The 12,160-nt window shown below is 60.7% G+C and carries 14 protein-coding genes; 4 read left to right on the top strand and 10 right to left on the bottom strand.

Going from position 1 to position 12,160, the window contains the following annotated elements; translation table 11 throughout:
• Nucleotides 1-12 precede the first annotated feature (12 nt).
• Genes QZ653_RS04855 through QZ653_RS04845 form a run of 3 tightly spaced genes read left to right on the top strand, consistent with a single transcriptional unit; the run spans nucleotide 13 to nucleotide 2,485 of the window.
• Nucleotides 13-633 carry an HAD family hydrolase gene (locus tag QZ653_RS04855; protein ID WP_296418111.1) on the top strand — a complete coding sequence of 207 codons (621 nt, stop codon included), beginning with the start codon at nucleotides 13-15 and terminating at the stop codon, nucleotides 631-633.
• Complete coding sequence (locus QZ653_RS04850) at nucleotides 630-1,547, top strand: ornithine cyclodeaminase family protein (RefSeq protein WP_296418109.1); 918 nt, start codon at nucleotides 630-632, stop codon at nucleotides 1,545-1,547. The genes QZ653_RS04855 and QZ653_RS04850 overlap by 4 nt, the downstream gene beginning before the upstream one ends.
• The gene (locus QZ653_RS04845) at nucleotides 1,544-2,485 is read left to right on the top strand and encodes an alpha/beta fold hydrolase (protein ID WP_296418107.1); all 942 of its coding nucleotides are present in this window, start codon (nucleotides 1,544-1,546) and stop codon (nucleotides 2,483-2,485) included. Before QZ653_RS04850 ends, QZ653_RS04845 begins: the two co-directional genes overlap by 4 nt.
• 19 nt (nucleotides 2,486-2,504) lie before the next feature.
• On the opposite strand, the gene QZ653_RS04840 is transcribed toward QZ653_RS04845, so the two are convergent.
• Complete coding sequence (locus QZ653_RS04840) at nucleotides 2,505-3,761, bottom strand: MFS transporter (RefSeq protein ID WP_296418105.1); 1,257 nt, start codon at nucleotides 3,759-3,761, stop codon at nucleotides 2,505-2,507.
• A 167-nt stretch (nucleotides 3,762-3,928) separates the two neighbouring features.
• Here QZ653_RS04840 and zapE point away from each other — a divergent pair, with 167 nt between their 5' ends.
• Entirely contained in the window at nucleotides 3,929-5,005 is a 1,077-nt protein-coding gene (gene zapE / locus QZ653_RS04835) for a cell division protein ZapE (protein ID WP_296418103.1), read from the top strand.
• Between the two features lies 1 nt (nucleotide 5,006).
• On the opposite strand, the gene QZ653_RS04830 is transcribed toward zapE, so the two are convergent.
• The 9 genes from QZ653_RS04830 to QZ653_RS04790 all read right to left on the bottom strand — a co-directional run bounded on the left by QZ653_RS04830 (nucleotide 5,007) and on the right by QZ653_RS04790 (nucleotide 12,111).
• A complete protein-coding gene (locus tag QZ653_RS04830) occupies nucleotides 5,007-5,909 on the bottom strand; it encodes a LysM peptidoglycan-binding domain-containing protein (RefSeq protein ID WP_296418101.1) in 903 nt (300 codons plus the stop codon).
• Between the two features lie 21 nt (nucleotides 5,910-5,930).
• On the bottom strand, nucleotides 5,931-6,569 hold the full coding sequence (locus QZ653_RS04825) for a rhodanese-like domain-containing protein (RefSeq protein ID WP_296418099.1): 639 nt from the start codon (nucleotides 6,567-6,569) through the stop codon (nucleotides 5,931-5,933).
• Between the two features lie 256 nt (nucleotides 6,570-6,825).
• Nucleotides 6,826-7,440, bottom strand: a complete 615-nt coding sequence (locus QZ653_RS04820) for a rhodanese-like domain-containing protein (RefSeq protein ID WP_296418097.1) — start codon at nucleotides 7,438-7,440, stop codon at nucleotides 6,826-6,828.
• Between the two features lie 150 nt (nucleotides 7,441-7,590).
• Nucleotides 7,591-8,130: a hypothetical protein gene (locus tag QZ653_RS04815; protein WP_296418095.1), complete on the bottom strand. Its 540-nt coding sequence runs from the start codon at nucleotides 8,128-8,130 to the stop codon at nucleotides 7,591-7,593.
• Nucleotides 8,127-9,395 (bottom strand): bifunctional folylpolyglutamate synthase/dihydrofolate synthase, encoded by a 1,269-nt coding sequence (locus QZ653_RS04810; protein WP_296418093.1) that lies wholly within the window; start codon nucleotides 9,393-9,395, stop codon nucleotides 8,127-8,129. Before QZ653_RS04810 ends, QZ653_RS04815 begins: the two co-directional genes overlap by 4 nt.
• Nucleotides 9,396-9,471: 76 nt before the next feature.
• Nucleotides 9,472-9,867 (bottom strand): hypothetical protein, encoded by a 396-nt coding sequence (locus QZ653_RS04805; protein WP_296418091.1) that lies wholly within the window; start codon nucleotides 9,865-9,867, stop codon nucleotides 9,472-9,474.
• Entirely contained in the window at nucleotides 9,864-10,805 is a 942-nt protein-coding gene (gene accD / locus QZ653_RS04800) for an acetyl-CoA carboxylase, carboxyltransferase subunit beta (protein ID WP_296418090.1), read from the bottom strand. Before accD ends, QZ653_RS04805 begins: the two co-directional genes overlap by 4 nt.
• Nucleotides 10,806-10,859: 54 nt before the next feature.
• Nucleotides 10,860-11,747, bottom strand: coding sequence for a CPBP family intramembrane glutamic endopeptidase (locus tag QZ653_RS04795; protein WP_296418088.1), 888 nt, complete (start codon nucleotides 11,745-11,747; stop codon nucleotides 10,860-10,862).
• Nucleotides 11,734-12,111: an ACT domain-containing protein gene (locus QZ653_RS04790; RefSeq protein WP_296418085.1), complete on the bottom strand. Its 378-nt coding sequence runs from the start codon at nucleotides 12,109-12,111 to the stop codon at nucleotides 11,734-11,736. Before QZ653_RS04790 ends, QZ653_RS04795 begins: the two co-directional genes overlap by 14 nt.
• Between the last annotated feature and the right edge of the window lie 49 nt (nucleotides 12,112-12,160).

Genomic DNA, 12,160 nt, shown 5'->3' with positions numbered 1-12,160 from the left:
AAGGCTAATGATATGGGCGTGCGCGCTGTTGTTTTTGACATTGGGAATGTGCTGATCGAATGGCAGCCCGAACGGTTTTATGATGCTGCAATCGGCCCCGACCGGCGAAAGGCGTTCTTTGCCGCGATTGATTTGCACGCCATGAACGACCGCGTTGATCAGGGCCAGAATTTTGAGGCCGTGATCCGCGAAACGGCCCAAGCCAACCCTGATTGGGCCGACGAAGTGATGATGTGGCATGACCGCTGGATCGACATGGCCGCCCCCGTGATTGATCACTCCGTCCGTATTCTGCGGGCGCTGCGACGGGCGGGTGTGCCTGTGTTTGCCCTGTCCAATTTCGGCGTCGAAACCTTTGACATCGGCGTGCGGGAATATCCGTTCCTCGAAGAATTCGACCGGCGCTATATCTCCGGCCATATGGGCGTCACCAAACCGGATGCGCGCATTTACGAAATGGTTGAAGCCGATTGCGGCGTGCCCGCGGATGGATTGCTGTTTGCCGATGACCGGCAGGAAAACCTTGATGCCGCCGCCGCACGGGGCTGGCAGGTCCATTTGTTCGAGACCCCGCAGGGCTGGGAGGACCGCCTGATTGCCGAAGGCCTGCTGACGAAAGAGGCCATGACATGACGGTGATGATCCCGTTCGAGGACGGCCAGAAGGGCCTTGACTGGATCGCGCTGACCGATGCGCTGGCAGCGGGGCACGACCTGCCCAAGGGCAAGGTTGAGGACGTGTTTTTGTATCGCGATCCGGACACGTTGCTGAACCGGTCAGCCTGGATTGACGGGATGGGGCTGGCCATCAAATGCGCGACGATTTTTCCGCAAAACCGCGCGTCCGGTCAGCCGATGATCCACGGCGCTGTGAACCTGTTTTCCGACCAGAACGGCCAGCTTGAGGCGATCCTCGATTTCCACCTTGTCACCAAATGGAAGACCGCAGGCGACAGCCTTTTGGCCGCCCGCCGTCTGGCACGACCGGACAGCAAACACATTCTGATCGTCGGCGCGGGCACGGTTGGCCGGTCCCTGTGGCAAGCCTATTCGGCAGCCTTTCCTGACGCGGTCTTTACAGTCTGGAACCGCTCGGCAGAGGGCGCACAGGCCTTCGCGCGTGATTGCCTTGGCGTGTCGGTGGCGGACGATCTGGAAGCCGCAGTCAAAGCCGCTGACATTGTAACCTCCGCCACGATGACGACAGAACCACTGTTGAAAGGCGCGTGGTTCCAGCCCGGACAGCACATCGACCTGATCGGCGCGTATCGGCCGGACATGCGCGAGGCGGATGACGAGGCGCTGCAGCGAACGCGGGTGTTTGTCGACAGTTTCGACACCACGCTGGGTCACATCGGAGAACTTAAAATCCCGTTGTCGACGGGCGCGATTGCCAAGGGTGATGTGCTGGCGGACTACTACGACCTGCCGTCTTTTGTTCGGCAGAAAGATGACGAGATCACTTTGTTCAAGAACGGCGGCGGCGCACATCTGGACCTGATGACCAGCCGCTACATTCTTGATGTCTGGAAAGGGCGGCAGGCATGATGGGGTGGGTCATCCCCTTGATTTTGGTGGGCGGGCTGGCTGCCTTGCCGTGGCTTGCTGAGCGCAGACGCCACGGGGCAGAGGCGTTTCGTGCCAAAGCCCCCGGTCGGTTTGCCAAACTGGGTAGCGGGGTCACGCATTATCAGTGGCTCGGGTCGGGCAGGGGGCCGGTGGTGGTCTGTGTGCACGGGCTGACCACCCCCAGCCCGGTCTGGTACGCGCTGGCCACAGGCATGGGCCAGTTGGGTTTTCGCGTTCTGATCTACGACCTTTACGGTCGCGGATTTTCCGATGCCCCGCGCGGCAAGCAGGATACGACATTTTTTGTGCGGCAGCTTAAAGACCTCCTCGACCACCAGAACTTGAGGGATGAGGTGACGTTGATCGGCTATTCCATGGGGGGCGCCATCGCGACGGCCTTCACCGCGCAACATTCAAGTTATGTCCGCCGCCTTGTACTGCTGGCAAGCGCGGGTATCTGGTTGCGCGAAAGCCGCCTGACCGAATGGGCGCGGGGCGTTCCGGTTTTAGGGGATTGGGTGCATCATGTGATCCTGGCACGGCGCGACCGGCGGGCGCTCAGACAACAGCTGGGTGACAGTTTCGACATCCGTGGGATCATCGAATTGCAGCTTGCGGAATACGAAAGCCGCGGTTTTTTGCGGTCCGTGTTGTCCAGTCGCCGGTATGCCCTTGCCGAACGCCTTGAGGATGCGCACCGCACCATCGGGCGCGAGGGCATTCCGGTTGTGGGATTGTGGGCAGAGCACGATGACATCATCCCCCTCAAATCCTTGGGGACCCTGACGCAGTGGAACAGGTCAGTCCGGCAAGAGGTTATAAACGGGGCCGATCACCGGTTTCCCTATACCCATGCGGCGGAAACGACGCAGGTTCTTGCGTCCGTCCTGAGGGAGGATTTGGGCCGCGGGGTCTGATAAAGATGTCGCGCGTCTGCTAGGCCGTGTTGGCGACAACGGGGGACCGTGTTTCCCGGATCGGCAGGTGAACGACTGCCGAAAACGCCCCGACAGCAACGCCAACCCACCAGACCGCCGTGTAGGATCCATAGGCATCATACAACCGACCGCCCAGCCAGACGCCCAGAAAGCTGCCCAACTGGTGCGAGAAGAAGACGATACCATACAGTGTCCCCATATAACGCAGACCGTAGATATGCGCGACAAGACCGCTGGTCAGGGGCACTGTGGCCAGCCACAATGATCCCATCACGACAGAGAATAGAATGACCGTTGTGGGGGTGATCGGAAAGGCAATGAACACAGCGGCGGCGATGGTCCGGCCCGTATAAATTCCGGCCAGAAGGTATTTCTTCGAATACCTTTTGCCCGCCCATCCTGCCAGCAGCGTGCCCGCGATATTGGCAAGCCCGATAAGCGAAATCGCGATTGCACCCAAGGCCGATGTCGTGGTGATGCCCATGTTGTGCAATGCGCCACCGGGCAGGATCGGGCCGCACATTTCGGTGATCATGGCGGGGAAATGGGCGGTGATAAACGCCAGTTGATACCCGCAGGAGAAAAAGCCCAGAAAGATCAGAGTGTAGGACGGGTCGCGAAAGGCCCGCGTGATGACCTGACCGATGCTCTCCTCCAATTCCTGCCGGTTGGCCGTCGCGGGGGCTTTCATCATCGGCAATGTCATGAGGGACGCAAGGACAAGCCCCGCGAACACCAGAAATACCGATTGCCATGACATAAAGCTCAGCAGGTATTCCGCCAAGGGAGCCCCGAAAACCTGTCCTGCGGACCCCGCAGCGGTGGCGATGGCCAGTGCCATGGACCGGTGCTCGTCCGAGGCGGCCCGTCCGACCACAGCAAGGATCACCCCGAACCCCGTTCCGGCAATGCCGAACCCGACAAGCCAGGCATAGGTCTGGTGTCCGATCGGAGAGATCGAATTGGCGGACAGCACAAGGCCGATGGCATAGATCAGCGCCCCCATGATGATGGCCTTCCGGTCCGTCAGACGTTCCGCCAGCGCGCCAAAGATCGGCTGTCCGATCCCCCACGCAAGGTTCTGGATCGCAATTGCGAGAGAGAATTCTGCCCGCGCCCAACCGAATTCATCGGCAATCGGGATCTGAAACACCCCGAATGACGCGCGCACGGCAAAGCTGACCATGATGATGATACAGCCTGCGACAAGAACAGGGGTGACAAGGTTTGGTGGGGTGGGGCTGGACGTGGTCATGACCGGACTTTGGGCCGGGATCGACCTGCGGTCAATTTGCAAGATGTGATGGCGGGCATCAGAAATCTTGGCCTAACACCAGAATTCCCGAATTTGATGACCTGTAAGTCAAGAAAGCTGTTGCCTCTGGCGGGGATATTTTTGAGACAAAGACAAAGGGGACCCACATGGTATCGGTCATCGAGGAGTATCAGGCACGGGTGGCATCGGGTGCGCTGCACGATGATCCGGTGCAGCGCGCTGCTTTGCCGGCGTTGGAACGTGTGCGCACCGCTGTGCTGGACGCACCCGCCGCGCCAAAATCCGGCTGGTTTCGCAAAGCAGCACCGGTAGACGGGCCCAAGGGGCTTTACCTGTGGGGCGGTGTCGGGCGGGGCAAATCCATGCTGATGGATTTGCTGTATGATCTAATCGAGGTCCCAAAGGAGCGCCAGCATTTCCACGCCTTCATGCAATGGGTTCATGAAGCCATCGCGCAGGCCCGCACCGAGGGGGTGGAAGACGCAATCGCACCGGTGGCGGCGGATTTGGCAGGGCGGGTCCGGTTTCTGGCATTCGATGAAATGCAGATCAGCGACATCACCGATGCGATGATTGTCGGTCGCCTGTTCGAGGCACTATTTGCCGCCGGTGTCACAGTGGTCACAACCTCAAACCGCGTGCCCGACGATCTGTACAAGGACGGGCTGAACCGGCAGTTGTTTCTGCCGTTCATCGCCCTGCTGAAGGACCGGATGCAGGTCCATGAACTGGCCAGCGATGTTGACTACAGACAGGGCAAACTGGATGGGACGCCGACCTACTTCACCCCGCTGACCGCGCAGGCCCGCGCCCGGATCGAGGCCATCTGGACAGATTTGGTCAAGGGGGACGCCGCGCCTTTGACCTTGCGCGTCAAGGGACGTGACGTGGTGCTGCCCGCCTTTTCCAACGGGGTCGGGCGCGCCAAATTCAGGGATCTGTGCGGCGTCTTTCTGGGGGCTGCCGATTATCTGGCGATTGCCGATGCTGTCCGTGTTCTTGTGCTTGAGGACATCCCGCGACTTGGCCGGTCAAATTTCAACGAGGCCAAACGGTTTGTGACCCTGATCGACACCCTTTACGAAGCGAAAGTGCGATTGATCGCCTCTGCCGCCGCCGCGCCTGAGATGCTGTACCTCGAAGGGGAGGGCGTTTTTGAATTCGAACGCACCGCCAGCCGCCTGCGCGAAATGCAAAGCAGCGACTGGGGCCGGACCGGTTAGATCAGACACTGTCGATCTGCGGGATGACCAGACGTTGGCCCACACGAATGCGGTCGGGGCTGGATAGAAGACCGCGGTTGGCCTCGAAGATCGCTTCGTAATGTTCGATGGACCCGAAAAATTTGATCGAAATGGCACCGAGGCTGTCACCACGCTGAACCGTGTAAAACCGTGCCTGAACGGCTTCGGTCGCCTGTTGGACGATGCGTACTTCCATGCCGTCAACTTCATCGGGGGACACGTCAGGGATTGCAGGTGCGGACCCGCCAGCGGCAATCTGCGCCTGAACCACAATGTTGTTCAGCAGAACGTGCGTGTCCACGCGCCCATCTGACGTGACAAGGATTTCCGGCACCGCAACGGTGCCTGCGGCCGCCGCGTCGTTGACCATAGCGTCGATATCTTCGTCCGATGTGCCGGACCGCAATGCGGCAATCACGATCGCCTCAAGCGTATCGCGTTCTTGCAGCACGGACCTCTGGCCTGTTGCGGCCTCGATCCCGGCCAGAATCTCCGACGTTGATTGACGCAGAACCTGACTGTTTGTCGTCACTGGTTCGACCCCCGCAAACCCCAGTTCGGCAAGGACATTGTTTGTCATGTCGGACAGGCGGGTGTCATCGGTATTTGGACGCGGCACATCAATACGACGCGGAGCGTCGATCAGGCCGGTTTCCGGCTCGATGGTCAAAGGGGTTGTCGCCGCCAGCGCATTGTCGACGATGGATGTGATGTCCGGCGTGGCCGCGCGTGTGACGTCTTCGGCCACGGGTGTGGTCGCAGCCTCGACCGGGGTGCCAAGCCGGTCTGCCACATCTGCTGTGTCCCCTGCGAAGGGACGGAAGACAATCAGCGCGCACAGGACAACGGCGAAGGCGGTAAGGGCGACAACAATACGGATCATGGGTCAGGTACTTTCAGTGCGTTAGCCGTTGGGCGACAAAAGGATCGACAGGCCGACAGACAGCCACGCCTGCATTCCGCCGCGATAATAAAACAGTTTTGAGGCCGGATAGCCTGCCTCGATAAGTTGGGTGATGGCGTCGGGTGCATCCGCCGACCAGGTCCCGCCGCTGTAGAACGCAAGGTCCATGGCGTTGGAAAAGTCCAGTGACCCGTCTGACCGGTCCGACGCCCCCAAGGCGCGCAGGATGTCTTTGCGAAAGCGGTTTGTTTCGGACAGGGTCAGCGTGGGGATGTTCACTGAACCCGGGATGGCCCCTGTGGCGTAGTCTTCGGGGGCACGGGCATCAACCAGCAGGCCCCGCCCGTCGGTGACGGTGGTTTCCAGAAACGCCAGAACCTCGAGTTCACCCAACGTCGCCACACCCGTGGCAGCAACCATTGGCTGGATACAATCGGTCGGGCAGGGGCGTGATGTGCGTGCAAAATCGCCCGTAATCACAGCGTTCACATCGGGGTTGCGGAACACCGTGTAGCTTTCGCCATTCAGGCTGAATGTGCTGGATTGTTTGAAGGTCGTGATCCTCACGTCCTGTGCCAAAACCGGTGGGGCCACGACCATCAGACCAGCGCAAGCTGCCGCTTTGATAAACTGTCCCATCTTGCCCTTTCCTCTGATCGTGACGTTGCACGTTTGGCCATTCGGCCTTTGGTATCTCGTGGGGCGCGCCTTAAACTTTTCTGCGGTGGTCCGGACGCGCCCCATAGCGGCCACCGTTGCCTGTTGAAACAGAAGGACGAGCCCAAGGCTCGCCCCCCCGCCCTGCCAAGATCGTATGGCGCACGGCTGCGCCAAATCATGTGCCCTTAGTGCGACGGCAGTGCGCACGTAAAGGAGAGGAACGCGCGCGTGAGGGTCATTGCGCGGTCCCTGCTGTTGTCAGTCCCAAAGTCGTCCAGACCTGCATCCCGCCCCGGTAGTAGCTGATCTTTTCGGGCGGATACCCCGCAGCCAGCATGTCGGTGATGAAAGTCGGGGCGTCTTGTGTCGCGGGTCCATCGTCAAAAATGATCAGGTCCATCGCGCCATCGAAGTTGAAGATGCCTTGATAGTGGTCTGCACCCAGCGCCATCAGGATTTCGTCGCGGAACGGGTTGGTTTCGGCCACCGTCGCGGCCGGAATGTTCACTGACGCCGGGATGTGTGCCGCGGCGCGCGCATCGGGCAGGCGCGCATCCACCAGAAGGCCGTGGCCCTCTTCGATGGCGGTGGACATGAAATTGATCACATCCAGCTCACCCACTGTGGCCACATTTTGCGCGGCCGTCATGGGCGACAAACACGGTTGCACACACTCCGACAAGGCACGGCTGACGACGTCGAAACTGGTGTCGGGCAGGGTCGCCGAGCGGGAAATCGTGATTTCCTGACCATTGAACAAGAAAACCGCATCCTCGGTCACGGGAAGGGATTGCGCCAGGGCGGTGGTTGTCAGTCCTGTGAAAATGCACGCCGAAATTGCGTGTTTCATCCCTCGTCCCCCAACGACATGAGCGCAATATGTGGTGGTTCGGCTGACAGGCCAACGCTCAAATAGACTTAAAAACAAGATATAGAGCGTTTGCGAATCACTCGTCAAAGGAAAAACGAATCTGGTGATTCGTTTTTTTGAGAATGGGGGCTATTGAAGGGCGGCGGGCCGAACCTCTGGCAGACCGCTAAGCAGTGCGGTGCCGCCACAATCCAACACGGTCGTGCCTGCCTCAAACACTGGAAATCGGGTGTAGCGCGAAATCATGCTGTCGGTGCGCCAGACATTATTGACGCAAAGGTCCTGTGCGTTGGTGCCGGAATTGAACCCGAACCCCGGATCGCCGCAATCATCGGCACCACCCCCTGCGTTCCATGCCTGTCCCTTGGGGCTGTCGTGCATCCCGCCTGTGGGAAACACCATGCCGCGTGGATCAAAGCTGAGGTTCCATGACGTCTGCGGTGTCAACTGCGACAGATCCCACGCGCCCAATGGCACGTCGTCCTTGAACCCTTGAATGAAAAAGGCGCTGACATCGTCATGGGTGATCAATGCGCGGTCCATCAGCGCATCGGGGACCGTCATGAACCCTTCCATCCGGTAGCCGTTGTCACCTTCCCAGCAGAATTCGAAATCGGCGGCCTGCGCCGGCAGCGCGAGGGCGGCAACAAAGGCGGCTGTGCGGATCATGTGTTTTCCCGAATGACATGGCCCGCAAAGTACAGCGACCCGCAGATCAGGATGCGCGCATTGGGCGTCTGTGCGGTGATCGCATCAAGGGCCGCATAAAGATCGGACGCGGTTTGGGCAGGAATGCCAGCCTTGGCGGCGGCGTCGGCGGTGTCTTCGGCAGGCAGCGTGTTCTTCTCACCGGGGATCGACACGGCGGTGAGGGACGCCGCGTGGGGCTGCAACGGCACCATGAACCCCGTGACGTCCTTGGTGTTAAGCATCCCGCAGATCAGATGCGTCGGCCTTTCGGGAAGCGTCGCAAGCGTCGCGGCAATCGCATGACCTGCGGCGGGGTTGTGACCCCCATCAAGCCAGATTTCCGCCGCGCTGTACCGATCCACGAGGGGGCCTGACGTGATCCGCTGCATCCGCGCAGGCCATTCGGCCTGCGTCATCGCGGCCTCACATGCGGCCTCATCCGCGCCAAGGTGGGTCAGCGCGGCCAGAACAGCGCCCGCGTTCTGGATTTGGTGGGGGCCGGGCAGGGCGGGCAGGGACAGATCAAGAAGGCGGGTTTCGTCCTGATAGACCAGCCGGTCATGTTCGCGGGTGACGTGAAACTGTTGGCCATAGGCCAGCACCGGCGCGCTTTCGCGCAGGGCTTTGCGTTCAATCACATCCATCGCGTCATCTTGTTGCGGACCAACGATCACGGGCACGCCACGTTTGATAATCCCCGCCTTTTCGCCTGCAATTTCAGCCAGGGTATCACCTAGGAATTGTTGGTGGTCCAGATCGACCGGTGTGATAATCGACAAACGGGGTGTCATGACGTTCGTGGCATCCAGCCGCCCGCCCAAGCCCACCTCAAGCAGGGTGTAGTCAGCAGGTGTCTCGGCAAAGGCCAGAAGGGCGGCGCAGGTGGTAATTTCAAAATAGGTGATGTCCTGGCCGTCATTGGCGGCATAGCAGCGGTCGAGCGCTTCGGTCAGCGCCTCTTCGGTAATCAGCGTGCCTGCCAGCCGGATGCGTTCATGAAACCGCGCCAGATGGGGGGACGTATAGGCGTGGACCTTGGCGCCCGTCGCCTCAAGCCCTGCGCGGATCATGGCCTGCGTGCTGCCTTTGCCATTGGTGCCCGCAATGTGAATGACAGGCGGCAGACGGTCCTGCGGGTTGCCCAAAGCGCCCAGCAGCCGCCACATGCGGTCCAGTGTCAGGTCAATCACCTTGGGATGCAGCGCCATCATGCGTTCAAGGATCAGGTCGGAGGATTGGGGCATCTCGGCGGGCCTTTGTGCAGGGTGGAAAGCGGCCCTCCGGGGGGAGTTTTTCGGGCCAGATGAAACAGGGGACCCGTCAGGCCGGAATCCGCTGGGTTTTGATCAAAAACAAGAGCAGAGCACCCGCGACGACGTCAAGTCCGCCGCACATGGCGGGCCACCAAACAGGGCCGGGGTGGCCTGTCAGCAAGGTTGCGGCGTCAAACAGCCCGTGCGCGATGATGCCTGCGGCGAGCACGGTCGCGCTGGTCTTGAAGCCGTAGGCGGCCAGCGCACTGAAGGCCAGAAAGACGGCGCAGTGCAGGATGATCGTGGCGGTCCCTGCCTCAGCCTGAAAGGCGAAGACGGGCCAGAACAGGGCGATGGCGCCCAGCAAGACGGCGATGCCGCTGCGGTCCTCAAGCGCGCCCAAACGGTAGAGCGTACCGATGAGGACCGCGCCGAGCCCAGCCCCGATCAAAAGGGCGGTCATTCGGTGGTGTCTTCGCCTGTCGCCGCTTCAAGAATGTCCTCGACCTCGGTCTTCTCAGCGGGTGCTGGCAAGTCGCCCGCGACAGCCGGATCAAGGTTCATCAGCATGCGGGTGATCGTGATCAGTTCATCGCGCATCTTGCCGCGTTCTGTGACGCGGTCGAGCATCCCGTGATCCAGCAGGTATTCCGCTCTTTGGAACCCTTCGGGCAGTTTCTCGCGGATGGTCTGTTCGATGACGCGGGGGCCGGCAAAGCAGATCAGCGCGTTGGGTTCTGCAATATGCACATCGCCCAACATGGCGTAGCTGGCGGTGACACCGCCGGTGGTCGGATGGGTCAGGACCACGATGTAGGGCAGGTTCGCCTCTTTCAGCATTTCGATCGCCACGGTGGTGCGCGGCATCTGCATCAGGCTGAGGATGCCCTCCTGCATGCGCGCGCCACCGGCGGCGGAAAACAGGATCAGCGGACACTGGCGTTCGACCGCCTTTTCAGCGGCCGCAATGATCGCGTTGCCCACGTACATACCCATGGACCCGGCCATAAAGCTGAAATCCTGACAGGCGGCCACAATGGGTGTCCGGCCCATGTCGCCGGTGGCCACCAACATCGCCTCTTTTTCGTCGGTCTGTTTCTGGGCGGCTTTCAGACGGTCGGGATAGCGTTTCTGATCCCGGAAGTTGAGCGGGTCAACCGTCGGCGCAGGCACCGCAACTTCAGAAAAGGCGCCGCCATCAAACAGATTCGCGAACCTGTCGCGGGGGCTGATCTGCATGTGATGACCACATGAGGTACAGACATTCAGGTTTTCAGCCAGTTCGCGGTGAAACAGCATCGTGCCGCATTCGCTGCATTTCGACCACAGGTTTTCGGGCACCTCGCGGCGCGAAAAGATCGAATTGATGCGCGGTCGGACGTAGTTGGAAATCCAGTTCATGGGGGCCTCGAATGGTGGTTGTTTTCAGATAAGCCGCCAGCGGGCCAAATGCAATCAGCGGCGCAGGGCCAATCGTGCCGCCAGCCAGACGCAGAGCAGAAACAGCGCCTCATAAGGGACCCACGGCACCCAGGGTGCGCCGTTCGTGGGCCAGACATAAAGCGCTGCGCCGTAAAGCCAGTCATCTGCGGCCAGCACAAATATCGCGAAGAAATTATTGACAGCATGAATGGCCAGGGCGGGGCCAAGGCTGCCGTGCCGCGCTGTGACATCTGCACACACAAGGCCAAGTGCCGTGGCCCAGACGACGTAGGCCCACGCAGAATAGGCCGGTTGCGTCCCGTCATAGTGGATCAGGCCGAACAGCACCGACGGCACAACCATCCAGACAACCGGTCGATGCGACAGCGCGGCCAGATGGCTTTGCAGGTAGCCGCGAAAGACCAGTTCTTCCGCACCAATTTGTACAAACATCAACGGGAGGGTCAGGGGCAGGATACCGATCCAGTCTGCAACAGCCATCTGCTGGATGACCGACGGGTCCCGTATCGACGGGGCAAGGGCAAACACATACAGCGGTGTCAGCCACAGCGCGACCATGACACCCGCCCGAAGCGCGGCGGCCGGAGGGCCGATCAACGGGGCAAGCGTCATCCGGTGCAGCAGGCGCAGGACACCCCAGAGTAGCACGATATAGACTGCGAACAGCGCAAGGTTCCAGCGCACGGCCAACGGGGTTGATCCGGTATAGAATGCATCGGCGATGGCGGGATTTTCGGTGATCCGCGGACTGTAGGCCCAAACGGTGAGAACCGGGGCCACCAGCAGCACAAAACCGAAATAAAGGATCACGGATGCCATCACAACATAGGTCCAGCGCGCGGTGTCCTGAAATGCCGCCGCACGGGTGACCATCGCCGGATAGCTGTCAGACAACGACATGGCCGGCTTCCGTCAAAAGGGAACGCACCTTTGGCAATGTCGCGTGCCGGACCAGCAGGTAGTCGCGCAGATGGGTGGATATGACAAAGACGCCCAGTCCTGCCGCAGCTATCGGGGCCACTGCCGCCATAACCACCCCCGGTTCGTCAAGCGCGGCGAGGGTGTCGACACGCAGGGTCGCGTAGCCCTGCTCTGCTTTGACAGACGGCGGCACGCGGTCTGACGGGCAGACAATCGACACCTCGTCTTCGGCCATGGTGACATTGATTAGCCCCGGCCCCTTGACCCAGGCGGGCGTGAGCGAGGCGGCGGGCAGCCGCACGATAGCGTACAGGTCGGGCAGGGGCGTGAAGGACAGCTGCATCGCATCACCCTGACCTGTCGCTGCAACGATGCCAAGTCACTTGCGACTT

The sequence above is a fragment of the Pseudooctadecabacter sp. genome, from assembly GCF_020627745.1.
GTDB lineage: Bacteria > Pseudomonadota > Alphaproteobacteria > Rhodobacterales > Rhodobacteraceae > Octadecabacter.
This window is presented reverse-complemented; position numbering and strand designations above follow the sequence as displayed.